This is a genomic window from Dehalogenimonas etheniformans (genome assembly GCF_014672715.2).
Taxonomy (GTDB): domain Bacteria; phylum Chloroflexota; class Dehalococcoidia; order Dehalococcoidales; family Dehalococcoidaceae; genus Dehalogenimonas; species Dehalogenimonas etheniformans.
Genome location: NZ_CP058566.2, coordinates 1,197,400 through 1,221,518, shown reverse-complemented (window position 1 = coordinate 1,221,518; position 24,119 = coordinate 1,197,400). Strand labels below are relative to the sequence as shown.

Annotated in this window: 26 protein-coding genes and 1 tRNA gene; 19 read left to right on the top strand and 8 right to left on the bottom strand. The window is 47.6% G+C overall.

Features of this window, described 5'->3' with window-relative positions:
• The 7 genes from mdh (at position 1) to HX448_RS06105 (ending at position 4,339) form a co-directional block, all read left to right on the top strand.
• Positions 1–921: a malate dehydrogenase gene (gene mdh, locus HX448_RS06135; protein WP_102330132.1), complete on the top strand. Its 921-nt coding sequence runs from the start codon at positions 1–3 to the stop codon at positions 919–921.
• Between the two features lie 96 nt (positions 922–1,017).
• Positions 1,018–1,863, top strand: coding sequence for a fumarate hydratase (locus HX448_RS06130; RefSeq protein ID WP_102330543.1), 846 nt, complete (start codon positions 1,018–1,020; stop codon positions 1,861–1,863).
• Positions 1,860–2,417, top strand: a complete 558-nt coding sequence (locus HX448_RS06125) for a Fe-S-containing hydro-lyase (RefSeq protein ID WP_102330133.1) — start codon at positions 1,860–1,862, stop codon at positions 2,415–2,417. The genes HX448_RS06130 and HX448_RS06125 overlap by 4 nt, the downstream gene beginning before the upstream one ends.
• Positions 2,418–2,478: 61 nt before the next feature.
• On the top strand, positions 2,479–2,820 hold the full coding sequence (locus HX448_RS06120; RefSeq protein ID WP_102330134.1) for a histidine triad nucleotide-binding protein: 342 nt from the start codon (positions 2,479–2,481) through the stop codon (positions 2,818–2,820).
• The gene (locus HX448_RS06115) at positions 2,813–3,319 is read left to right on the top strand and encodes a GNAT family N-acetyltransferase (protein WP_102330135.1); all 507 of its coding nucleotides are present in this window, start codon (positions 2,813–2,815) and stop codon (positions 3,317–3,319) included. The genes HX448_RS06120 and HX448_RS06115 overlap by 8 nt, the downstream gene beginning before the upstream one ends.
• The gene (locus HX448_RS06110) at positions 3,309–4,019 is read left to right on the top strand and encodes an AzlC family ABC transporter permease (protein WP_102330136.1); all 711 of its coding nucleotides are present in this window, start codon (positions 3,309–3,311) and stop codon (positions 4,017–4,019) included. Before HX448_RS06115 ends, HX448_RS06110 begins: the two co-directional genes overlap by 11 nt.
• Positions 4,020–4,036: 17 nt before the next feature.
• Complete coding sequence (locus tag HX448_RS06105) at positions 4,037–4,339, top strand: AzlD domain-containing protein (RefSeq protein WP_162485844.1); 303 nt, start codon at positions 4,037–4,039, stop codon at positions 4,337–4,339.
• Here HX448_RS06105 and HX448_RS06100 read toward each other — a convergent pair.
• Genes HX448_RS06100 through HX448_RS06085 form a run of 4 tightly spaced genes read right to left on the bottom strand, consistent with a single transcriptional unit; the run spans position 4,309 to position 6,514 of the window.
• Positions 4,309–4,854 (bottom strand): NUDIX hydrolase, encoded by a 546-nt coding sequence (locus HX448_RS06100; RefSeq protein WP_102330138.1) that lies wholly within the window; start codon positions 4,852–4,854, stop codon positions 4,309–4,311. The genes HX448_RS06105 and HX448_RS06100 overlap by 31 nt on opposite strands.
• Positions 4,847–5,317 (bottom strand): N-acetyltransferase, encoded by a 471-nt coding sequence (locus HX448_RS06095; RefSeq protein ID WP_190259847.1) that lies wholly within the window; start codon positions 5,315–5,317, stop codon positions 4,847–4,849. The genes HX448_RS06100 and HX448_RS06095 overlap by 8 nt, the downstream gene beginning before the upstream one ends.
• Positions 5,317–6,159: an NAD(+)/NADH kinase gene (locus HX448_RS06090; protein ID WP_226846673.1), complete on the bottom strand. Its 843-nt coding sequence runs from the start codon at positions 6,157–6,159 to the stop codon at positions 5,317–5,319. The genes HX448_RS06095 and HX448_RS06090 overlap by 1 nt, the downstream gene beginning before the upstream one ends.
• A gap of 31 nt (positions 6,160–6,190) precedes the next feature.
• The gene (locus HX448_RS06085; RefSeq protein ID WP_102330140.1) at positions 6,191–6,514 is read right to left on the bottom strand and encodes a hypothetical protein; all 324 of its coding nucleotides are present in this window, start codon (positions 6,512–6,514) and stop codon (positions 6,191–6,193) included.
• 152 nt (positions 6,515–6,666) lie between these two features.
• Between HX448_RS06085 and ribD the strand changes: the two genes are divergently transcribed.
• From ribD to HX448_RS06050, 7 genes are all read left to right on the top strand, one after another.
• Complete coding sequence (gene ribD / locus HX448_RS06080; RefSeq protein ID WP_162485845.1) at positions 6,667–7,764, top strand: bifunctional diaminohydroxyphosphoribosylaminopyrimidine deaminase/5-amino-6-(5-phosphoribosylamino)uracil reductase RibD; 1,098 nt, start codon at positions 6,667–6,669, stop codon at positions 7,762–7,764.
• Between the two features lie 5 nt (positions 7,765–7,769).
• A complete protein-coding gene (locus tag HX448_RS06075; RefSeq protein WP_102330141.1) occupies positions 7,770–8,411 on the top strand; it encodes a riboflavin synthase in 642 nt (213 codons plus the stop codon).
• The gene (locus HX448_RS06070) at positions 8,408–9,649 is read left to right on the top strand and encodes a bifunctional 3,4-dihydroxy-2-butanone-4-phosphate synthase/GTP cyclohydrolase II (protein WP_102330142.1); all 1,242 of its coding nucleotides are present in this window, start codon (positions 8,408–8,410) and stop codon (positions 9,647–9,649) included. Before HX448_RS06075 ends, HX448_RS06070 begins: the two co-directional genes overlap by 4 nt.
• Entirely contained in the window at positions 9,642–10,106 is a 465-nt protein-coding gene (gene ribH / locus HX448_RS06065) for a 6,7-dimethyl-8-ribityllumazine synthase (RefSeq protein ID WP_102330143.1), read from the top strand. The genes HX448_RS06070 and ribH overlap by 8 nt, the downstream gene beginning before the upstream one ends.
• Positions 10,107–10,234: 128 nt before the next feature.
• Positions 10,235–10,471 (top strand): hypothetical protein, encoded by a 237-nt coding sequence (locus tag HX448_RS06060; RefSeq protein WP_102330144.1) that lies wholly within the window; start codon positions 10,235–10,237, stop codon positions 10,469–10,471.
• A gap of 15 nt (positions 10,472–10,486) precedes the next feature.
• The gene (locus HX448_RS06055; RefSeq protein ID WP_102330145.1) at positions 10,487–11,107 is read left to right on the top strand and encodes a biotin transporter BioY; all 621 of its coding nucleotides are present in this window, start codon (positions 10,487–10,489) and stop codon (positions 11,105–11,107) included.
• Positions 11,108–11,155: 48 nt separating this feature from the next.
• Positions 11,156–11,232, top strand: a tRNA-Val gene (locus HX448_RS06050).
• Here HX448_RS06050 and HX448_RS06045 read toward each other — a convergent pair.
• Together HX448_RS06045 and HX448_RS06040 are read right to left on the bottom strand one after the other, a co-directional pair.
• Positions 11,220–12,752, bottom strand: coding sequence for a recombinase family protein (locus HX448_RS06045; protein ID WP_102330146.1), 1,533 nt, complete (start codon positions 12,750–12,752; stop codon positions 11,220–11,222). The genes HX448_RS06050 and HX448_RS06045 overlap by 13 nt on opposite strands.
• Positions 12,749–13,669 carry a hypothetical protein gene (locus HX448_RS06040; RefSeq protein ID WP_102330147.1) on the bottom strand — a complete coding sequence of 307 codons (921 nt, stop codon included), beginning with the start codon at positions 13,667–13,669 and terminating at the stop codon, positions 12,749–12,751. The genes HX448_RS06045 and HX448_RS06040 overlap by 4 nt, the downstream gene beginning before the upstream one ends.
• 429 nt (positions 13,670–14,098) lie before the next feature.
• Here HX448_RS06040 and HX448_RS06035 point away from each other — a divergent pair, with 429 nt between their 5' ends.
• The 3 genes from HX448_RS06035 to HX448_RS06025 all read left to right on the top strand — a co-directional run bounded on the left by HX448_RS06035 (position 14,099) and on the right by HX448_RS06025 (position 17,757).
• The gene (locus HX448_RS06035) at positions 14,099–15,598 is read left to right on the top strand and encodes a coiled-coil domain-containing protein (RefSeq protein WP_102330148.1); all 1,500 of its coding nucleotides are present in this window, start codon (positions 14,099–14,101) and stop codon (positions 15,596–15,598) included.
• Positions 15,556–16,032 (top strand): hypothetical protein, encoded by a 477-nt coding sequence (locus HX448_RS06030; protein WP_102330149.1) that lies wholly within the window; start codon positions 15,556–15,558, stop codon positions 16,030–16,032. The genes HX448_RS06035 and HX448_RS06030 overlap by 43 nt, the downstream gene beginning before the upstream one ends.
• A gap of 555 nt (positions 16,033–16,587) precedes the next feature.
• Complete coding sequence (locus tag HX448_RS06025) at positions 16,588–17,757, top strand: HEAT repeat domain-containing protein (protein WP_102330151.1); 1,170 nt, start codon at positions 16,588–16,590, stop codon at positions 17,755–17,757.
• Between the two features lie 623 nt (positions 17,758–18,380).
• Here HX448_RS06025 and HX448_RS06020 read toward each other — a convergent pair.
• Together HX448_RS06020 and HX448_RS06015 are read right to left on the bottom strand one after the other, a co-directional pair.
• A complete protein-coding gene (locus tag HX448_RS06020) occupies positions 18,381–19,868 on the bottom strand; it encodes a reductive dehalogenase (protein WP_102330152.1) in 1,488 nt (495 codons plus the stop codon).
• Between the two features lie 511 nt (positions 19,869–20,379).
• Complete coding sequence (locus HX448_RS06015) at positions 20,380–21,867, bottom strand: reductive dehalogenase (protein ID WP_102330153.1); 1,488 nt, start codon at positions 21,865–21,867, stop codon at positions 20,380–20,382.
• Between the two features lie 318 nt (positions 21,868–22,185).
• Here HX448_RS06015 and HX448_RS06010 point away from each other — a divergent pair, with 318 nt between their 5' ends.
• Together HX448_RS06010 and HX448_RS06005 are read left to right on the top strand one after the other, a co-directional pair.
• The gene (locus HX448_RS06010) at positions 22,186–23,343 is read left to right on the top strand and encodes a PAS domain-containing sensor histidine kinase (protein ID WP_102330154.1); all 1,158 of its coding nucleotides are present in this window, start codon (positions 22,186–22,188) and stop codon (positions 23,341–23,343) included.
• Complete coding sequence (locus HX448_RS06005) at positions 23,324–24,004, top strand: response regulator transcription factor (RefSeq protein ID WP_102330155.1); 681 nt, start codon at positions 23,324–23,326, stop codon at positions 24,002–24,004. Before HX448_RS06010 ends, HX448_RS06005 begins: the two co-directional genes overlap by 20 nt.
• Positions 24,005–24,119: the final 115 nt, after the last annotated feature.

The following is a 24,119-nucleotide window of genomic DNA, read 5'->3' as shown; positions in this document are numbered from 1 at the left end:
ATGAAAATCACCGTTGTCGGCGCCGGCAATGTCGGCGCCACCCTGGCACAGCGCCTTATTGAGAAAAATTTCGCCGATGTCGCGCTTGTTGATGTCATTGAGGGAATCCCGCAAGGTAAGACCCTCGATATGAGGCAGTCAGCCAATATGATCGGATTTACTCACAAGATAGTCGGTTCGAATTCTTACGACGTTACTTCCGGATCCGATATCGTGGTCATCACTGCAGGTATCGCCCGTAAACCCGGTATGTCCCGGGACGAACTGGTCGGCATCAACGCCAAGATAGTTCGCGAGGTCATCGAAAAGTCACTGGCTCTATCACCTCACGCAATGTTTATCATCGTCACCAATCCGGTAGACACCATGACATACCTGGCGCTGAAAGTCAGCAACCTGCCACGAGATCGGGTATTCGGCCTGTCAGGAGTCTTGGACGGAGGCAGATTGGCAGCTTTCGTTGCAGAAGAATTAAACGTCAACGCCTCCGACGTGACGCCATGCGTCATGGGCGAACACGGCGGCAGTATGGTGGTGTATCCTCGTTTTACAATTGTTAATGGCAAACCGCTCTCGGAACTCGTTGACGATTCTAAACAAAAGACTCTTGCTGAGCGAACGGTTAACGGCGGCGCCGAGATTGTGTCCATCATGAAAACCAGTTCGGCTTTCTATGCCCCTTCGGCTTCTGTCGCTCATATGGTAAGCGCGGTCGCCACTGATTCTGGGATGATAATGAACTGCGCAGCCCTGCTTGATGGAGAATATGGGCTATCCGATGTTGTGATCGGAGTTCCCGTGGAACTTGGCCGCGGCGGCATCAAAAAAATCGTAGAACTCCCTCTTAATGCAGAAGAATTGGCGGCATTGAAGGTTTCAGCCGAGGCTGTTCGAAAAACCATATCTGCATTACCCAAATAAAGAATTCGCAAGTATTCCAAGCTTCAAACAGTGGGCTTGTCGGTGTTGAACCATCTCGCAATGACAGCTCCAGTGCGCCTGCCATATAATATCGACATGCGTGAAATCCATGCTTCTATTATTTCTACTTCGATTGCCTGTTTAGCCGAAGAAGCTAATTACGAGATGGCACAAGACGTGCTGGCGGCGCTTCTAGGAGCAAAGGAAACAGAGAAATCGACTCTTGGGCGCGAGATACTTGAGTTCCTTGTTGAGAACGCCCGACAGGCACCGAAGATAAAAAAGCCCCTTTGTCAGGACTGTGGGGTGGCGGTGGTTTTTCTCGATATCGGTCAGGATATCCATGTCGTAGGCGGTGACCTTGACGAGGCTGTTACGGAGGGTGTGCGCCGGGGGTATGGTGAAGGATATCTTCGCAATTCAATGGTCGCCTGCCCCTTCACTGAGCGTAAGAACACTTGTGACAACACCCCGCCGATAATTCACTACCGCATCGTTCCCGGCGATAAGCTTAAGATCAGCCTGATGGCCAAGGGTTCAGGGGCAGAAAACATGAGCCGCCTTTTCATGCTCAAGCCGGCCGAGGGCCGAGGCGGGGTTATCGAATCGGCAGTTCGAGCCGTTGAAGACGCCGGGGGCAAGCCTTGTCCCCCGGTTATCCTCGGTATTGGCATCGGCGGCACCGCCGAGGAATCGATGCTCGTGGCTAAGCGTTCGCTGTTGCGCAAGGTGGGACAGCCCAGCTCAGACCCGGACGCCGCCGCGCTTGAGGTTGAAATCCTCGAAAAAGTGAATAATCTTGGTATTGGGCCTCTCGGGTTGGGCGGCACGGTAACCGCCCTTGCAGTACACATCGAAAGCATGCCATGCCACATAGCCAGCCTGCCGGTGGCGATTAATCTCCAATGCCACAGTGCTCGGCATAAAGAGGTAGTGTTGTGAGCGATTGGCGGAAGATTCAGTTGCCGATGACTGCCAAGACAGTGGCGGAGCTGCGGGCGGGAGACAAACTGCTTTTGTCCGGCACAATCTATGCCGCCCGTGACGCGGCGCACAAGCGGTTTGTGGAAGCCCTCGACCGGGGGGAAAAACTGCCTATCGATCTCTCGAAATCCGTAATCTACTATATGGGGCCTTCACCCACGCGACCCGGGGATATCGTCGGTGCCTGCGGACCCACCACCTCAGCCCGGATGGACAAATATACGCCTCGGCTGCTCACCGAAGGATTGCGTGTGATGATGGGCAAGGGCGACCGGTCGCTGCAAGTCGTCGAGGCCATCAAAAAATACCGGGGCGTTTATCTCATCACCATTGGAGGCGCAGGCGCATTGTTGTCTCTTAAAGTGAAATCGTCCGAAATCGTAGCTTATCCAGATCTCGGCACTGAGGCAGTCCTCAAAATGGAGGTCGAGAATTTCCCGGCAATAGTGGCTGTCGATTCGCAGGGCAACGATTTCTGCAAAATCGGACCTTCTCAATATCGGACCAGCTGATTTGTCTTTCTGAGCGGAGCGAAGAATCTCAGCGCCCCGCAAATAAATAGGGGGATTCAAAATGAACTGCATCTTTTGTCAGATCGCCTCGGGTGCTATCCCTTCCGCTATATTACATAAAGATGAAAGTGCTGTAGCTTTCAGGGATATCCATCCGCAAGCCCCTGTGCACATAGTGATCATTCCGGTGAAACACTTCACCAATCTGACCGAACTGAAGGGAATTGATTACGACGTCGTGGCGCACATATTCGAAGTTGCTAACGACCTTGCCCGCAAAGAAGGCATCGCCGAAAGTGGATATCGAATCGCCGTTAATTCGGGTAAAGAGGGCGGGCAGGTGGTTCAGCACCTGCACTTCCATCTGCTTGGCGGGCGTCAGTTATCCGGGGAGCTTGGCTAAATTGGTCCCTTCCGAAGTAAGTTACGAAGAGGGCTTCCGGCCGGGTTATCTCGGCCGCATGATCCAAATGCAGGGTGAGTACTACGACGTAGTCTGGGCAAAACCAGGTGTTTCCTTCGAGGTTATGATGGCGCGCCAGATGTGTGATTTTCACGACTCCTACCTCCCCGGGCGGGACCTGCTGCTGACAGCCCACGTCGATGGTTTGATGGTTGGAAATATCGCTGTCGTTGGTTCGCAAGAAGAACGCACCGGAGCCAGGCTGCGTTGGTTCCATGTGGATTCAGCCTATCAAAACCGTGGCATTGGGCGGGAGTTATTGCTTCGCGCAGTAAACTTCTGCCGTAATGCCGGGTTCGACATTGTTTGGCTTTGGACAATGGAAGGGCTTGACGCCGCAGGTCACCTCTATGAAGACCTTGGCTTCAACTTGACTTCTGATTTCGTTTCGGGTTTGCCTTTCCACGGCGTCACCATGGAGCTGATGCTTGGCAAGTGATTTCCGCCAGGGCATCAAGGCGGCTCTGCCGATCGTTCTTGGCTATCTCCCTGTAGGCATGGCTTACGGAGTACTCGCCAGAGCTGCGGGACTGTCGACGTTTGAGACGGGGGCCATGAGCCTTATCGTCTTCGCCGGAGCTTCACAGTTCATAGCGGTGGGAATGCTCTCATCGGGCATTGCCGCCATCCCGATCATATTAACCACGCTGGCGGTCAATTCCCGGCACCTCCTGATGAGTTCGGCTATTGCTCCTTTCTTTAAAGGATTATCGCTCAAGAAGGTCGTGGTGCTGGCATCGCAGTTAACCGATGAATCATTTGCGATGGCGATGGCTGATACCTCGAAAATCGCCGGACGCCCCAATTACCAGATTGGACTTCAGATGACTGCCTGGCTTGCCTGGTTTACGGGTTCCCTGGTTGGAGCTCTCTTCGGTTCTGTTATTGATAGCGCCTCATTCGGAATCCCGTTCGCCATGACTGCTCTGTTTATTTGCCTCCTCGTTATTCAACTCAGGAGTAGAATCCACCTGCTTGTAGCAGTCGCGTCTGGAATCCTCGCTCTTTCACTAAAAGGCGTCCTGCCCAACAACCTCTTCATCGTTGCCGCCGCGATCATCGCTCCTATTTTTGGCCTGCTGCTGACTCAAAAGCGGGCAATCCCCGTTTCACCAGCCGAACTGGAAGTGGAAAACTGATGCGCCCGGAGATGATTTTGATTTTTGTAGGGATGACGGCGGTGACTTTTTTACCGCGCTTTCTGCCGATGGCCCTAGTCAGCCGAATCGTTATCCCAGATGGGATCAAGTCATTCCTCGAGTATGTACCGGTTGCAGTATTATCGGCACTGGTCATTCCTGCAGTGTTCGCGGTCGACGGCGGAGGGGTTGGCATGGATGCAAGGCTGCTAATATCGGCGGCGATCGTTCTCGTCTTTGCCTGGAAAGCAAGAAATCTGTTCGGATCGGTGATGCTGGGGATGATGGCCTATTGGGCTCTAGGCTTGGCTGGCTTGTAAGAGTTGAAATAAAAAAGCAATCCGGCGATACTCTTCCCATCCCGGATGGTACCGTTGGTAATCAATTCCAGCGCTTCCTCTCTTGATACCCGTAACAAGGTGATTTCATCGGAGTCTTCAGCGGTCAGCGGGTTTTCAACGAGGTCCTTGACTAGATACACATGTAGGATTTCCGTCGAATACCCCGGCGCGGAATAAAAACTTGTAAGGTGTTGTACGGTTTGAGGAAGGTAGCCCGTCTCCTCTTGCATCTCGCGGCAGACAGCGGCTTCTGGCGCTTCTCCCGGTTCTATCCCTCCGGCAGGGATCTCTAATAACTCTCGTCCCGCCGCATGACGGTATTGTTTCTCCAGTATGAGCTTGCCGTCGGGATCGATGGCGACCATCGCCACCGCTTCGGGGTATTCGACGACATCCCGGGTTTTCACTACACCGGATGACGCGGTGAAAGTATCCCGGCGCACCTGGAAATGGCCGTCGGAAAGGATTTCGCTGGTCACATTGCGGTTAGACACCGGCTGTCGCTCCGATTGTAAAAGTCATCGCGGATTCGTCGCAATCCGGAAATTTCGGGCAGCGGTAACATTCACCCCATACCTTGTGGGGCAGTTCCTTTTTTTCAACTTCTTTAAAGCCGCATTTGCCAAAGAACACTGGTTGATAAGTTAGACAAAAGACGGTGGATATGCCCAGTTTCGCAGCTTCGGCGGTGCAGGCCGATACCAGGGCATCGCCGATTCCGCGGCGGTGGTGCGATGCCTCGACCGCTAAAGATTTGACTTCAGCCAGGTCAGCCCAACTGATATGCAGTGCGGCGCAGGCGATAACATTGCCGTCCTTGCGAACGACAAAGAAGTCACGGATATTTTCGTATACTTCAGACAAAGGCCGCGCCAGCATCTGACCGCGTTCCGCAAATGAATTCACCAACTTTTGTATATGGGGAGCATCTTTGATAGTGGCTTTTTCAACTTTCATCAATTTGGGTTGCCCTTCAATTTATTATCGAGGTTAGCGTAAAAGGATTCCGGTGGGCGAAGCCGTAGGAAACGCAATTTTCGGTGGCTTATACTGACCCGAATAATATCGCCCGTGCGTAGATCTAGGTTGATATGGCCGTCAATACATAGGGTCGCTTCGTGAAAAGTGCTTACCTTTAGAATGATTTTTTTGCTGTCCGGAACAACAAGGCTATAACTGCGCCCCAAATGAGGCAGAATAGGAGTCACTAGCATATCCGGGGAATCCGGATGAAGAACCGGCCCGCCGGCGGCGAAATTGTAACCAGTCGAGCCCGTGGCGGTCGAAACCAGAACCCCATCACCTTTATAAGTGGCAAAATGGGAGCTGTCAAGGTGACATTCGACCGAGATAATCCGCGCGATACTACCGCGGGCTGCCACCACATCGTTCACAGCGAGGAAATTGGAAGAGGATTCACGATTGCAACCGGTCAATTCGATATCGAGAACCGTCCTGGCATCAATCCAACCTTCCCCTTCCAATATCCTTGGAAGCTGGGACATTGCTTCATTTACCGGTATCTCGGTCATGAACCCCAACTTGCCGAGGTTGACGCTTACAATAGGGATCTCCAAGGGCAGAACCACCTGGGCGGCGCGTAGAATGGTCCCATCGCCGCCTGTGGTGATGACCAGATTGCTACCTTCGATCTGTTTTTTTAATGCCTCGCTGTCCCAAGCCGAAACCAGCCAGTTTTCACAACCCAAGTTATCGAGGTACGAAGATATCTCGATGCCCAAATCGTGAGCAGCCTGATTAAGCGGATGATAGATGATGCCGATGCGTTTATATATCATGAGGATGGCCTGCGGAAGTATTAAACCGTTTTTAACGACGGCGGGCAAGGATGACGAACGCGATACCTACAATCAGAACGCCGATGCCGGCCAGGGAGAGCGTCCCCAGGATTTGCTGCTCATTCAGATAGGCGAGAACAGCCATCGTAGCGCCGGCGAGCATCACAAGGATTCCCAATAATTGCAATTGGGGGTATTTGATCGGTTGATTTCCTTGCGGGGCTTTCGCTTTTGCTAACCGTTCAGCTTCCGCCCTCGATTTAGCCTCCTCCGCCGATTTCTTGGACCGCGAGATAAGCACCATGATTATGATGATTATCGCTACGATGAGGAGTTCGCTGGGTCCAATTCTCATATCTTGTCGCAGGCCTCGCTAATTTAGGTAATGATAACACACTGTTTTGAAGCGGTAAAAGTATGAGTGTAAGGTACAAGACCATTTGTATGTTTCTGACGCCGTTTCTCGTTTGCGCCCGTTCGATGACGAGTGTTAGAATAGCTTTCACAATGGATTACATGGAACAGGCCTTGAAATTAGCCCGGCTGGCTTTGGGTGAGGTTTCACCGAATCCAGCAGTTGGAGCGTTGATCGTTTGCGGGGAAGATATTGTCGGCGAGGGTTTCACCCAACCGCCGGGCGAAGACCACGCAGAGATCGTAGCTCTCAAGCAAGCCGGAGAAAAAAGCCGCGGATCAACGATGTACGTGACGCTGGAACCTTGTTGCCATTTTGGGCGCACCCCTCCATGCACCAAGGCTATCATTGCCGCTGGAATCCGGGCAGTCCACATAGCTACCCTTGACGATAATCCGAGAGTATTCGGGTGCGGCAAGGGAGAACTAGAAGACTCCGGTATAGAGGTTCATATCGGCGAGCACCGCGATGAAGCCCGTGAACTCAACGAAGCCTACTTCAAATATATAAACACCGGTATGCCTTTTGTGACAGCTAAGTACTCGATGAGCATTGACGGTAAAATTGCTACTCGAACCCTAGATTCAAAATGGATTTCCAATGAAGATTCACGTTCGTTTTCGCACACTCTTCGTCATGCCTCCGATGCCATCATGGCTGGTGTGGGCACCATTCTCGCTGATAATCCGAGATTGACCGCCAGGGGTTGCGCCGGTCGAGGCGGTACTTCTCACAAGCAACCGATGCGCGTAATAGTCGATTCTAATGGCAGGACGCCGTTGGATGCTTGTATTTTCGCCGAACCGGGTAAGACTTTGATGGCGCTTGGCAATACGGTACCCGAAGGACGTTTGGAAGGCTACCGGAAAATGGGCGCTGAGGTCGTGCAGCTTCCCGGCAGGGATAATCGCGTCAGCCTCCAATCTCTTCTTAAATTTCTGGGCGAACGGCAAGTGACCAGCATCCTTGTCGAAGGTGGCGGCACCCTTTTCGGCAGCTTGTTTGATGAAGGTCTGGTTGATAAGGTCGTTGCGATCATTGCACCGATGATAATCGGCGGTTCAGGGGCCAAAACCCCGGTTGCCGGTATCGGTGTTGAAAAAATCTCACAGGCGCTTCAACTGGAGAATGTCCGTATCACACAGTTTGGTGATGACACGGTTATTTCCGGATACGTGGTTAAGGAGTAATAGCCGTGTTTAGCGGCATTATCGAGGAGACAGGTACTATTAGTTCTGTTTCCGCTTCATCCCTTTCAATCTCAGCCAGTATCATATTTGCTGAACTAAAACTCGGCGATTCTGTTGCTGTTAACGGAGTCTGTCTTACGGTAACGGAGATCAAGAACAAAACCTTTAATGTTGATGTTATGCCCGAGACCCTAAAACGATCAACTCTTGGAAAACTGCGGACCGGGGATTCGGTAAACCTTGAGCGTGCATTGACGCTATCGGGGAGACTGGGCGGTCATCTGGTCGAAGGCCATATCGATGATACAGGCGTGATCGAGCGAATTGAATTTGAAGGGGATAGCGAATTGGTGACTATCGCCTCACCGCCCGGAGTGATGCGTTACGTGGTTGAAAAAGGTTTTATTGCCGTCGATGGCCTCAGTCTGACCGTTACAGGGCGAACCGAGACGAATTTCAAGGTGTCCCTGGTTTCATTCACCAGAATGTGCACGACCATGGGACGGAAAAAGGTCGGCGATAAGGTTAATCTCGAAGCAGACATAATAGCCAAATACGTGGAGAATTTTATGGTGAGAAGAGAATCAAGTCTTACCGAAGGTTTCCTTGCTGAACATGGCTTTACCACCAAGGAGAGTTGCTCATGACGATGGCGTCCATTTCCGAACTCATTGAAGATATCAAAAATGGCAAGTTCGTCATCCTCGTGGATGACGACGATCGGGAAAACGAGGGTGACCTCTTCATAGCCGCAGAAAAAATCTCGCCCGAAGCGATAAACTTTATGGCTAAAAACGCCCGCGGCTTGATTTGTGTCTCGTTGACCGGCGAACGTCTCGATGCGTTGAACATCCCATTGATGGTTCAAGAAAATTCTTCCAAGCATTGCACCGCATTTACCGTTTCCGTGGAGGCGCGTCACCGGGTCAGCACGGGTATTTCAGCAGCCGACAGGGCTGAAACGGTGAAAACCTTAATAGATCCACGGACGCGGCCGGAGGATCTTTTGAAGCCCGGGCATACTTTTCCACTGAGAGCCCGGGATGGCGGCGTCCTGGTGCGCGCCGGACATACCGAGGCTTCCGTCGATTTGTCCCGCATGGCTGGACTTTATCCGGCGGGCGTGATTTGTGAGATCATGGATGAAGACGGCACTATGGCCCGGCTGCCCAAGCTGGAGAAGTTGGCCGAGGAGTGGGGACTCAAAATCGGCAGCGTCGCCAACCTCATCGCCTACCGACGTCGAACAGAAAAACTTGTGGATCGCGTCGCCGAAGCCAGGCTGCCGACCCGTTACGGCGAGTTTACGGCGATAGGTTATAAGAGTTCGGTGGATCCGGGAGAACATCTAGCGTTGGTTTATGGCGCACCAGTGGATCTGGTGACTGATCAACCGGTATTGACTAGAGTTCATTCTGAGTGTCTCACGGGAGATGTTTTAGGAAGCCTCCGCTGTGATTGCGGCGAGCAACTTGATTTTGCCCTGAAACAGATTGCTGCTGCCGGAACCGGGGTGCTTCTATATATGCGTCAGGAAGGCCGGGGCATCGGTTTCCATAACAAGATTTGCGCGTATGCTCTGCAGGATCAGGGGCTGGATACCGTGGAGGCGAACGAAAGGCTCGGCTTTGATGCTGACCTCCGCGACTATGGAATCGGCGCTCAGATCCTGGCTGACCTTGGTTTGAAACAGATCAAACTCTTGACTAATAATCCCAAGAAAGTGGTCGGGCTTGAAGGGTACGGGCTGAAAGTGGTAGAAACTGTACCAATACAGATTGAGCCCAATCCGCACAACGTTAAATATCTGGAAACCAAGCGGCAAAAAATGGGGCATATGCTGAGTCCAAATGGAAAACACGCTGAAGGAGCGAAAAATGGCTAATTACGAAGGTTCACTGATTGGACAGGGACTCAAGTTTGCGGTGGTTGTTTCCAGGTTTAACGAATTCATGACCGGAAAACTCGTTTCCGGCGCGAAGGATGCTTTTCTCCGCCACGGAGTCGCTGAAACTGATGTGGATTTTGCCTGGGTGCCCGGGGCTTTTGAGATTCCCCTGGTAGCCAAAAAATTGGCCAAGAGCGGGAAATACAACGCGGTCGTTTGTTTAGGCGCCGTTATCAAGGGCAGCACGCCGCACTTCGAATATATCGCCAATGAAGTCGCCAAGGGAATCGCCGCCGTAAATCTCGATACCGGAGTTCCCATTATCTTTGGTGTCATCACCGCTGAGACACTTGAACAAGCTATCGAACGCGCAGGTTCCAAAATGGGCAACAAGGGATTTGACGCTGCCGTTCAAGCCATTGAAATGGCCAACCTAGTCAAAACGCTCGCCTGATTCGGGTCAGTCCTTAAGCTCAACGGGGCGTCCACGGTTTGGGTTACTTGTTTTCAAGGCCAGGAGTTTTGACACCATTCGGTCCTAATACCTATAATACGGCATCCTCATTCCCTTCGGAGACGATCTTGGCAGACAAACCAAAACTGCATTTTCACGGTCAATTGACCGAACTGACCTTGGAAAACCTGGCCCAGCAATTGGCAATGATGGATGAACGCCTCGATAACATAGACTCTATCGTGACCAACGTTGCCGAACGGGTCATGAACCAACCGATCACCATTTCTGTTACCTGCTCCGGCTGCGGAAAGACCAGCACCTACACCTTGTTGGCCAGCGAAAAACCAAGCATCCGAAAGTAGATTCTGGAGAACGTCATGGAACTCATCGCTCGATTTGATCGCGTGAAAACAGATGTATTTCGCCGCAGGGTAGCTTTGTCCGTCCCGTCCAAGATCGTTTTGGCTTTGTCATTTGCCGCCTTGACTGGTCTTCTTGCTCAGGTGAAGATCTATCTGCCCTTCACGCCGATCCCGATCACTCTCCAGACCTTCGCCGTTCTCCTGGCTGGTGTTGCCCTTGGACGTTGGTGGGGTGGGATCTCGATGGCAGCTTACGGTGGGTTGGGGATTCTGGGTGTACCCTGGCTCGCAAACGGGGCTTCAGGATTTGGCGCAACCTTCGGTTACCTCGTCGGTTTTGTACTGGCTGCCATGTTCGTCGGATATATGGTCGATAATTTTATCAGGTCCCGCGGCTTTACCCCGATGTTCGGGATTATGGCGGCTGCCGGACTATTACTTACCTATGTCCCGGGCACCATCTGGCTCGCCATATGGCTGGGGATGGCAGGCAAAGCAGTAACCTTTACATCGGTTATCGCCATGGGGGTTGCACCGTTTGTCGCCGGCGACATCATCAAAACGATGGGCGCGGCGGCGGTAGCCAAAATCATCACCCCTCAAACCGATTACCGCGACGGGTCCTCTGACGGTTAGCCCCGCTTGCCATCCGTTCTGACTTCGGCTAAAATCTTTAAGTTTTTCGGGCGGTTAGCTCAGTTGGTTAGAGCACTGCGTTGACATCGCAGAGGTCAGTGGTTCGAGACCACTACCGCCCACCATTTCCTCCAATAGATAGAACTGTTTCCCTCTTGTCCTGCGGCAGTGGGGGCGTGTATTCGATAGTAACTTCATCACCCTTTACCTTGATCTCTTGAACGAATCCCTTGATAAAAGCCTTGCGTTCGCATATCTCACTCTCGTCGAGTAGCGATTGTAAATCTTCAACATAGAGTGCCATCTCTTTGGGATCAAGGATTTCGTAACGATGTTCGGCATACTGAAGTTCGATGTTCCGTTTTCTTTCAAGCAGTTGATCCTGGCGCATCCTTAGTTCCTTTATCCGAAGAGCCAGGTCAGGTAGATCGAATTTGCCCGTTTCGATGGCGTCATAAAGATTGACTAACCGACACCCCATATCCTTGAGACTATTATCAATCGTGTCAATATCCTCTCTGAGACCAGAAAGAGTGTCATTCCATTCTTCACTCGCTATCTTCGCAAGTTCTATCAGATTGTCATTTGTCAGGATTGACTTCTTTATTTCATTGACCACGGCGCTTTCAAATTTCTTGGCGTTCAGGTATTTGAACTGGCATGAACCAGCGCCTTTCTTCGAAAGGCTGCCGCAGACATAGTAGGAAAATTTCCCACTCTTCGCGTCGGTGCCAGTGAGGGCTTTGCCGCAATATCCGCATCTGGCAAGACCGCTCAGAAGGAACTTGCTAGAAACAACCCTTGGATGGATCCGAGTTGGTGCTCGCTGCTCCAGCATTTGTTGAACTGTTTTGAACGATTCTTCGTCGATGATTGTTGGACAAGCGCCCTCGACTTTGATCGGTTCCAAATTGCGTTTACACTTTTTACCCCAGATCAAGTTCCCGGTGTAGATTTCGTTGGTCAACATAGAGTAAATAGTTCCCTTGGTCCAAGTCTTTCCCTTAGAACTTGGAATCGCCCTCGAGTTGAGGTCACGAACGATTTCGATTGTACCCATCCCGGATAGGACTGACTTGAAGATAGTTTCGACGATTTTTGCCTGAGCGGTGTTAAGTTCAAGTTTTGTCCTCATTTTGGTGCCGTCAGCCACTTTTATCTTGTTGTAGCCGTAAGGCGGCCGGAAAGACTGGTAGAAGCCCCTCGAGGCGCTTTCTCGCATGCCGCGAGTGACTTCTTCACCCAAATTTTCGGAGTAGAACTCATCCAAGCTTTCGATGATGCCTTCCATGAGGTGACCAACGGGAGTGTCTTCGGATGGCTCATTCATTGATATGACCTGAACGCCATTTTTCCGGAGTAAAGTTTTGAAGACGATTGAATCCTCTCTAGATCGAGCAAACCTGGAATATTTCCAAATCAGGACGCCCTCAAATGGTTTATTTTGCCGTCTTGCGGCTGCGATCATTTCCTTAAACGCCGGCCGCGAACTGCTTCGTCCGCTCTCTGCTTCATCGACATATTCACGTACTACCTCATAGCCTCGGGTAGCGGCGAAGGCTCTCAGAGCTTTTAACTGTGCTGTCAAGGATAAGTCGGTATCCTGTTTTTCGGACGAAACTCTAGCATAAAGCACAACTCTCATGGTCGGCCTCCAGAACCCTTTAGTCTTCTACAAACTCGGCATTCGCCGCTAATAAATAGCCCAAGCTTGATCTCACTTAATGCATTGACCACTTTGCTTCTAGAAGTCATGAGACTGTTGAATTTACCCGGCAGTTTTTTAGCTTCAGCCATAGACGGTAATTTCGAAAGTACGGACAAAATTCTGCTGCGGCAAGATTCCTCCCCGCCCCGGCAGACGGCAACAACGCTCGCCTCTCCCCAGCGCACTTCGCCTTGATCTTTAAATAACTTAAGCCGTTCCTCGAAGTCCACGCTTTCACTGCCTGGCTCAAAGACTTTTTTGATCGTGATTTGGTAAGCCCGTTCCAGGAGGTTGGGTTCAACCAGTTTAATCAGCTTCTCCGGAACAATTTTCTTTGGATCGTTCATCCTGAAGTTGCCATCAACGAAAACACCTCCAGTCGCAGTAACTAACTTGTCTGCGGCTGCTTTTTTGAAAGAGGCCAGGCTATCCAGGTAGTCGTACTTCAATTCTTCGAACTCCTCGAGTCGGTTCCAGACCGGATCTTTTGGCAGATGTTCTCTTAGTAGGTCTCGTGGAGTCAACGGCGATTCAAACTCTGGTTCTGCACTTTCTGTGTCCTGAGGCTCTTTGTGCCACTCAACAAAAGTGTCCCGCTTCACCGGTTCAGTCCCCGCCAATATTTCGTTAATCGCCCCCTTGAGTTGATTCTGGTGGTCTCTCAATGCGTCTTTTAATAGATCAAGTAGCGCCAGGTTCGAACGGCGATCCTCGACCGCCCAGGCAATGCCTTTTCTCACGGTGCGTAAATCTCGCGTCGCTTTGTCCCGTATGGCTACCTCAGACAGGCCTTCCTCTCGCCAATTCAGCCACTCCCTCATTTCTTTTGGGGACGGTGCACTTTTACGTGGCATTTTGGAACCTCCGAAGTTCGACTTTCACGTACTATAACGCATAAATATGCATTAGTCAAGGCTAAATCATTTTTAACGGTGTTTGTATGACCCCCCTTAGAATTAAAGTATGGAAACCATTCAAGACTCAAACGCCAAAAACCAAGCTTTGCATATCTTGGCTCGGCTTATCGTGAGACGCCGTCTAAAAACAATGGCTTCTCCATTGGTCCGCTCGGTATCGGCGCCTGACCCTAAATTTCAGCGAAATCGGGACTAGAATTTCCGTCATGTGCTTTAACGATACTGTCCAACTTTGTTTCGAATGGCCTTCAAATGCCCTTCAATTGGGCGTTTTTTCAATTTCAAATCGATTTCGGTGCACTTTCAATACGGTGTTTAAGTCCTTCAAAAAATGGTACCCGCATCAGGGTATATAAGGAGGGTTTGATGAAGGAGATTTCTTTGTCGGTTCAGTACAAGGTCATCCGGCTATTTTTCCAGGGCTGCAGTTATGAGGAGATCAGCATCAAGACTGGTGTTTCTCTTGGCAAGGTGAGCGCCATCTGCACCGATGTCCGAGCCGGCAAGTACCCGGAAACTAACGATGTCGTCGACGAGATTGATGTCCTGAGAGAGCTTAGTATCGCCTGCAAACACTTACAAGCCACCCCTGCGGCAGCCCTTGTCGGCGTTATCGTAAATGGGAAACTTGCCGAGCTCAATCTTTTACCCAAAGATTTGATTGATTTCCACTCAGCCGTCAAGGCATTCGTCGAACCCGGCGTCGACACCCCTCTCCTGCTCAAGGCATCGGAGAATGTAGTCAAACTCGAAAAAGAGCAAGGACAATCGCTGTCGGATTTGATGGCTTATATTGAAGAATTAAAACACGAGATAGTGGAATTAGGTCCCATTGCTGAAGAGCTATCGGAAAAGCAGGATAAGCTGGAATCAATTGAGAATGAAACTGCTCACCTGAAGTCAGAAAAGAGTGCGCTTCACCAGGAGTTCGAAACGCTTAAAGCGAAAATCAAAGAACGAAAGCTAGTGCTGGTCCAGTTGCAGAATTCAGAAACTGAGCTCGAAGATCGCGCCGACTCAGCTATGGAGAAATACAATAGCATCCACGAAGACTTGGCCCAGCTAGCCAACATCGGTATTTCAATTGAAGAACTGACTATTATTCGGTCGAAAACCAGAGAAGTGGCTTTGAAACATGGAATTAAACCTACCGAGCTTTTTTCGAAAATGATCGACGTCTTGACCAAATTCGATTGTTGGCTGGATATTGAGAAAGAGAAGAATGCGCTTTTGGACGATCTCCAAAAAACAAAGCAAGATATCCTAAAAGCCAAGGCAACCTACAACGGATGGAAAGGCGCCAACCAAAAGCTTGAAACTCAGTACAATCAGTGGCTTTTGGAGATAAAATCAGCCAAAGAGCTATTGAATAAGATGATGTTTACGATGAACACTGCGGCTCAGTCAGCCGAGACAAAGCTCGTAACGAGTATCAATGCGGGCATAGCTAAAAGCCTGGCAAACTTCGATAAAGGTTTGGACGGATTTAAAGCCGGCTTGAATAACGCCCTTGCTGCTTCAGTCGAGGCATTTGTTCAATTTAAAACAGGAATTGACGGATGTCTGGCTAACATGGACAAGGTTGAGGTTAAGGCTTTTGAGGTTGGCAAAGACTTCGGCGCTATTAGAGCTCAAATCACCTCTACAACCTGGATGAATGATCTGGTTTCTCTTCTTCAAGGAAACGCCTTACCGGAAGATAAGCTCCGAATTCTCATGTTGACAATATTCAGGCCTCTTTTGTTCAGCCTGGCTACATATAACACCAAGGACGTGAAAGATGTCTGTGAGATCGCGAATTTATTGAAAAGGAGGCTTGAGTTATGGGAGAGTCAGGAAACATATGCGAAGAAATACAATCCATAGCGGTCGTTGTGCACAATCTGGCTAGTACCGCAGATTCCCTCGGCACTTTATTCGTTGAAGAAGTGCGAGAGTCAGTAAAGGAAGATCATCGTCGCCAACTTAAGAATATTGATGATGGACTTTCCAGACAGATGAGTGAAGCCGTTTATCCTGGCCATGTTCAAGTCTGGTTGAGGCTAGAACCGCCGGACATTGTCTACAACACATGGTTTTTCGAATTCGAGATCGAGAAATTAAGGCAGCAGGGCTACGTAAACAAGCCTATCTGGCTTGTAAAGCAGGCTCTACATGTTGTAAAGACCAGCATCGAAAAAGGTGAGTTCGGACTTGAGCTTAATATCCGAAAACGCCTAATTAAAACGATTCTTGGACCGGCTGTTGTCAAGATCATTCCAATCGCGGTCCAGATCGATAAACCGCAACAAACCGGGTAACACCCAGACTGCGTGTATTAGAGACTTCCCCAAGCGGGCTTGGGGAGACCCATATTTCTTGGTTTATTCAAATTACATAGATACAGCCAGGGTTACTAAAACTGCAAAGGTCATACATATTTCTAAATAACCGGGATTGGGCTCGAAACAGAGAGCGATCTAATTAGGATTTATCAACCTAGGTAGTAGATTTACTGGTTTTCGTAGACGAATCTTTTGAAGAATTATCCTCACCCAATAGCCAAGCTGCGGATACCTTCAGTGCCCTTGAGAAACCGATCAATTCGACATCAGTAACCGGCCTTTGCTGGTTTTCAATTTTCGAGAGGGTCGACTGGTCCATTCTTAACTCTTGTAACTCAAGTCGAGCCACCAGATCGAGTTGAGTCAACGGTGGTTTGGCTGTCTCCCGGGCTTCCCGGATACGATTCCCTATCAAGTTTTTGCGTCTCACCCCCAAATGATAGGAAATATGTCGCTGGATAATATTCTGTAGGAGAATATTTTGTAGTATAATCAGCCCAAGTTCTTTCCCGTCTTATCGAGGGGTTGGAAATGGATGAAAGCGGTTCGAAAGAGGAAAAGCAATCTCCTTCACTTGCGGACGCCAGTCCGGCACTATCCGACGTGTGGGTTCTTGAAGAGCAAAAAGATGTTTTGGGCTTGATTGAACTACTAGAGACAACCAAGTCCAAGAGCGAAGCTAAAGCCGCAATTTATGCTCTTCAGAAGCTTAGTGATCCCAAATCAACGAGTGCTCTTTTCAATGAGGCATTGTTTGGAGAACATGGGATTGCAGCACGCGAGGCGGCAATTCGTGCATTCGCTCTGATCGAAAAGGAATCAGCAGTAGATTTCCTGATTTACCTCACCTCTAAGGGCCCGCACCCCGGGCACGCTGCGGTCGAGGCGCTCGGTGAAATTGACCATCCACTTTCTGTCGAATGTCTTGTCAATATCGCCACCAACCCGCACGTGGACATGTTGATGCAGGAAAAGGCGATTGGTGCACTTCTCAAAGCTGGACAAGCTGCTGTTGGGCTGTTGATATCCGCTGTTACCAGCGATCAAAAATGCGAACTGCGTTCGAAAGCGGCTCATGTTCTGGTAGAAATGATGCCGGATGTTTTGGTCTGTAAAGACCAAGTGGCTAAACTGATAGCCACATTCGAATCTGACATCGATCCCGAAGTCATTTCAAGCGTTGGAGCAATACTCGGGAAGGTCGGGGACATCCAGGCAACGATTCCATTGGTAGAAGTTTTTAAAAAGTTCGTCTCGACCAACCCCGATCTTGCGGAGAAGATTCTTGAGGCTTTATGCGAATTAAAGGATCCTTCTGCCGTTCCCTTCTTGCTTAAAACTTTGGACCAACACCCGTCCCTAGCCGATAAAGATAATGCGTTGCAGTGCTATGTTATTCTTGCCTTAGGCAGATTTGCCGACAAGCAGGCCACAGGACCATTGTTGCAACTGTTGTTGGATAAAACTCAGGAGTTACGAATTAGGATATCTGCAGCTATGGCTTTAGGGGATATTGTTGATAATGAAGCGATCGAGCCGATGATCTCTGTGCTAGAAGACGATCGCGTTGAGGGATCCGTCCGAAACTCTGTATTTGATGCACTCTTTCGGTACCCGGGTAATATTGCGGCTGTGCAATTGTTGACCTATCTTAAAAAGAATCCCGGGATAACTTTAAGAAAGTCACCCGATGCTACCTAGATGGATAGCAGGAGTCCTAACTACACGAATTCATTCTCAAACAATTCGCAGGACAAAATTCCCAGCCCTTTATCAACGATGAGCTGCACAATTGAAGATTTTGTTAAGTATCGGACAGAACGGTAAAATCACCCGGACTCTGCCGTATATGGCTGCGGTTGTGGGGTGGCTTGACAAACACACAGCGCAACCTATTGACAGTCGGTGACTTCATTCGAGAGTCCAAAGTCTCTCATAGACTGCAAATTCTGAGAACACACTGTTATGCTTTTCGATCAACAAAAGAATTCTTGTTTACTCTAAAAGGCGCTCGCATTGCAGCAAACACACTTCGTCCATCGCGGTGTAAATCAAGGGCAGTCGTATGATTTTTGTTTCTTCTCGGACGTTCGTTGTGTTTACACGGTGTTCTACGTTTGTCATAGTTCTTGTTTCAAAAGGTTGAGTCATAAACAACCAATCTGGTGGCGTCGTAATGTTACACATCGATTCTAATTCCATTCATTATTTTGGAGCCCTCCTACGGGATGTATTATCTAATCGATCCCGTAGGAGGATTATGCCTATTTAAGACAGATTTTTCGTTTTATCATTATTCTAAGGATATGTCTCGGATCTCAGAATTATTTTGAATAGCCCCCATCAAACGAAGTGACAGTGGTGTCGTATCCGAGCGTTGGGAGCGAATAATCCCACCACTTTTCCTTGTCTTCGTCAGCCGTGATCCCGTAACCGAATGTTTTATCTGCTTGCCAAAGAAACCTGTTGAAGACCGGCGTCGTAGAAAGAGTTGATCGAACCAATTGATGTACCGAAGCAGAATTGGTATTGAATGTGCAAGTACCCATACATATGGCGCAACCCACGCTGGTTTCCCACCACATCGACATACATAAACCTGCGTCAGTATGGAATGTTTTCTTCCCTGGAGTAGACCATACGTTTTCCTTTTTCGGGTCTAGAGCTGAGGGCGACAAATCCCAGGATGGTTCCTTATCATGCCGTATTGCTTGCTTAGGGCAAGCGTCGGCGCACTTGCGACAGGTATGGCAAAACCTGAAAATACCTGCGTCAATTGGTTTTGATGGTGCCAGCGGTAAATCTGTGATCAGAGAATAATATCCAGTCACTGTGCCAAATTCGGGACTAATGCAAACATTATCGTTTCGGGATATCTCTGCATGTCCGGTCAGAACGGCATCTGCTAGGGCAGGCATAAGACCATAATAAGTAACCGGATATCCGAATGCCTGGTAACCCAAGCCAGTTAAAAATCCTTGTAGTTCGTTTTGTAATACGCACCACTGTCTGTATCTAGACATATTGGCAGCCCATCGAAGCTGACTCTGTCCGTGTCTGAACAATTCCTTCGACATTTGAATCGCAACCGAAATGACATACAATTGTCGATCTGGAAAAACAAATTTAGAATCAGTCTCATAGCCAACATCAACATTTTCGAACACAATTGGTTTAGCACCGATAATAAAATTATTGAACACCAATTTCTTAGTATTTGAATCGAGTTCACCAAATTGAACCTCAGATGCTCCCAAGAATTTAGCAGCTGATCTCAACATTTGACTATTTTCTTCTGGGGTTCCCGTCCATTTTGTAACTCCATAAGTTGACGGAGTGTTTAAAGACCCCGCAAAATTATTCCCCGTATTCACAAAACTGATTGGAGCCATATAACAACTAGCATGATTCAATGCTGCATCTCTGAGATTCCATCCCGGAATATTGTTCTGAATCCCTTCATTAACTCTCTCAGATCCTTTATTCATCATATTGGCTACCACGTTAGTTCCAAATATTTTCGCCATTCGATATTGGCTTACGTCAGAATAAATGGCATAAATATCACCGTGAAGACAATTATTGTCATTCATTCGACTCATGATCTTGAAATCAATCTCACAAGTTGGGTTATTGATTTCTCTTTCTTTTACATACCAGGGCCTTTTCAATTTACCGTTTGGTGCGGATGTAACCTCGTCAAGATCATGGAAAACCGGGGCGCTCATTGCTGCAGCCCCTATTCCGGCGCCAGCAAGACCGAGTCCTTTCATAAAATTTCTTCTACTTATTGTCGAATGAAACTTTGACATTTCCTTACTCCTTTTAAATTATTGCCTGGATAATAAATCATTTAAGTTCCGCGAGAGCTTTTCTTTTAACCCTCCTTTCTCGATCTTTGAACTCACTTTGGATAAAGCGAGTTTGTATTGCAATCAGCCTCCCAGGAGGACAAAATCTACTTATATTAACGGCCAAAACTAACTTATTTGTTAATCCACAGTAGATGTACTCAAATCTCCCATGTTTAGTCAGACTTTAACTGGCAGGCTAAATCAAGTCTTCGTTCGTCTTTAGATTGAAGTACCGAAGAAGAGTCGATCCCAGCTATTTTTGAAGTAGCTTTTTCCCGAAACAACAAGCTATCACAATTACCAAGGTAATTGTTAAGAAAACAATATCGCATATCATTAAAACAATCTCACCTTTTGATATGTTGATGAACTAACTTAAAACGCCAAGGGGAAAAATAATATTCCCCCTGGCGTACGTAGTTATGTAACTGAAAGAATCTTTAATTCTTACTTCACCTTGCATGGAACGTTACTTGTTGTAGCCACCCATAGTAGAATTGAACGTTGAATCTGTCCCGTATACCGGTAAGTTCATATCCCACCATTTTTCGAAATCACCTTCAGGGGTTAATCCGTATCCAAAGAGAACATCAGCCTGTCTCAAAGTATGGTTAAGTATGGGCAGCGCGCTCACCGTTGGTTTAACCAATTGATGAATCATCGACTTTGAATTCACATTGAAAACGCAGTTGCCCATACAGAATCCGCAACCCATCGCAGTACCAACCCACTGTGACATACAGGCGATTGCATCCGTGTGAAAGGTCTTTTTACCCGGTGTGGTATAACTGGTTGGCGCACTCGGAACCGCTTTTGAATTGGGAATATCCCAAGAGGGCTCATTGTCATAGGAGATACACTGCTGGGGACACGATTCAGCACACTTCTTACAGGTATTACAAAATCTGGATATTCCTGCATCAATAGGTTTTGACTGAGCGAGAGGTAGGGTTGTAAGTAATGTGAAGTATCCTTGTACGCTCCCCCAGTCCGGGCTTATGAGGAAATTATCATTTCTTGAGATTTCCGAGTGCCCAAACAAAAGCGCGCTTGCTTCTGCGGGTATTACGCCATACATTAACTCGTAATACCCTAATGTGTCATATCCAAGCGTGGATATGAAATTCATTAGTGCCATTTGAATAGGCCTCCACTGGCGATAACGACTCAGGTTAGCAGCATATCGCATAGGCGAGTATCCATAACGAAAGAGTTCCTTGCTCATATGGATAGCTACCGAGATAGAGTAATATTTCTTATTTGGGATCACTCTTTTAGTAGAGTTGGAATACCCTATTTCCGAGTCCTCGAACACTATTGGCACGTTATGAAGATCACGGGTGAAGAAGAGTACTTTTTCCTGGTCTGTTATCTCTCCCGTTCTTATATCAGAGGCTCCGTAGAATCGGCCTGCCGTCCATACCATTTTGGCAGCTTCCTCAGGAGTGCCTTGCCATTTAGGATTGTTTCGTCTACCAGCATCACCCGCAGCGGCTTTATAATATGGTAACGATTCAACTGTAACTGCTCCTGCGTTTAGAGCTAAATCTCGCACCTGATATCCTGGTCGATTGGTTGCAGCCCCGTCATGCAATATTTGGACCGCCTTGTCGATGATTTCTTGAGATCTCTGTATTCCGTACGTTTGCCGGAACGTGCTGTTGGGGTCTTGACAAAACCCATTCCTTCCTTCCAATACCCCTAGAAAACCGCCACCATGCATCGTTTTCATTTGATCCGGGTTTTTCATCAAAGCCCAGTCGTAGTCAACAGTGAGTTTTCCAGGTTCATTTTCTTTTACATACCAAGGACGTTTTGATCCAATTCCGCTTTGAGACATCTCATCCAAATCATGAAATACGGGGGAAGCCATTCCCATGGCTCCGAGACTTGCGCTAGTAATACCCAAGGCTTTCATGAAATCTCTGCGATTTATCGTGCTATGAAATTTACTCACTAGGTCCTCCTTATCAATTAAAACAGTTGGTATAATTTAACCGGATGCCATGCGATGATCAGAAACTAGGACGGTTTTAATTACAAATTCGATTCAAAATTGAATCCTCCTCGGTTCTTGATGCGTATAATGTTAAACCAAATATATTACTGAACATATTACATAAATATATGCGAGATTAGTATAAGTACTAATAGTATTACAGTATGTAAGGCACATATATTCATACGAATGTTTGAAGAGGTGAACCTTTGCTCGGTTGCATTGGCTGGAGTACAATGAAACTCGTTCGTAGACTTCTAGGTTATAGAGGGAAATATGAATAATTTATATAAACAATATAAAACATTTTTTGATAATGCTTATGATGGGTTTACGGTAGTGGATTTTTCTCCTTCAAGTAGGAGACATTTAAATGTGAACCAACAATTTTGCGATATGATTGGATACACCAAAGAAGAAGTTATGGCTCGTGACGCTGGCTTTTTTGTACATCCAGATAGTGCGGATTCAGCTAGAGCACATATGCGTGGGCACCGAGAAGGGACGATTTCGCATTCCATTTTTAAATGGAAATGGATTACAAAAGAAGGAAAATGTATAGAAGTTGAAAGCAAAATCTATAGTAAAAAAACAAATAAATATAACATTGGATTTGGCGTTCATCGCGACATTACACGCAACAGTGAATTGGAAACACAGATAAAAGAGCAGTTGGTAAAAGAAGCTAATTTAAGGAAAATAATTGAAGCTAGATCGGTTGAGAGAACCAACTACATTAGATTGATTGTTCACGAATTAAAGACACCAATTACAGCACTTATGGGATCAATAGAATTAATAGACTATAATGTTAAACGTGGCTCCAAAATTAACTTGGATAATTTATATAGTAGCGTTTCTGCGTTGAATAAGAGGATAGACGATCTTGTATATTTGACTAAAACTGAAATGGATTTACTTCGTATTCGGCGGTCAGCAATCGACACAAGCACGCTCATCGATCAAGTTGTCAAGGAACAAATGCCGATATTTCGAGCAAAATCGCAAACATTTATTACAGATATTGAACCAAATTTGCCTTCTATAGTTGCGGATGCAGAATGGGTAGCCGCAGTGTTGACGAATTTGTTGTCTAACGCAAGTAAATTTAGCGGAAAAAATACATCCGTAAAAATGAATATCATAACAAATAATAACGACCTCTTATTCGAAGTTATCGATGAAGGAATAGGTATTAAGCCTTCAGAAATTGAGAATATATTTGATCCGTACGCAAGAGTCCAACGCAAAGTCCCAAGCTATAGTGGACTCGGACTCGGTTTATTCTTAAGCAAGACATTCATTGAATTACATGGTGGAAATATATGGGTTGAGAGCACGTTCGGCAAGGGTAGTAAATTCAGTTTCACACTCCCGAAGAAGATGGAAAACTTAACAACTACGGAGGATAGAATTGAATATACTAATCATTGAGGACGACAAGAACATCGCCGATACTATAAGTTTGACCTTACTAATACGTTGGCCAGAAGCAGATATTGAGAAAACATACATTGGAAAAGATGGCATAAATGCCGTTAAAGAACAAAGTCCTGACTTAGTTATTCTTGACTTGGGATTGCCCGACATGAATGGATTTGACGTGTTGAAAGAAATTCGAAATTATTCAAATTCAGCCGTTGTTGTCCTTAGTGTACATCGGGAAGATAACGATATAATCACTGCACTAGAGTTGGGAGCTGACGATTATATAACTAAACCCTATAAACAGTGGGACTTGCTTTCCCGTGTCAAGGCAGTTGTACGTAGGCGAGAACTGAACTCTTCGGAAATCGATCTGACTCGGAAACAATATAGGTTAGATAGCCACAAACGAATACTATTTGTTGGTAACAAGGTCTACACATTGACACACAATGAGAACATCATTTTAAAACAAATGATGGTTGGAAACGGTAGGACAGTAACGAATGCTGCATTAATTAATGCCCTTTGGGGTTCAAACTACCCGAACGCCTTAGAGACACTCAGGGTGTTTATCTGCAGATTACGAAACAAAATTGAAGCAGATCCACGAGAACCAAAAATATTATGCACAAAGGTCGGCCAAGGTTATTTTCTTGGCTTTGATTAACGCTACTTTACCTCGTGGTGCAATTCCTGATTCGCTCAGGGAGTTCGTGCAGCAGTGTTGTGGAAGATGTCATTTTTCGCTCAATGATACGCTTTGAACATTCGGAAGTGCAATC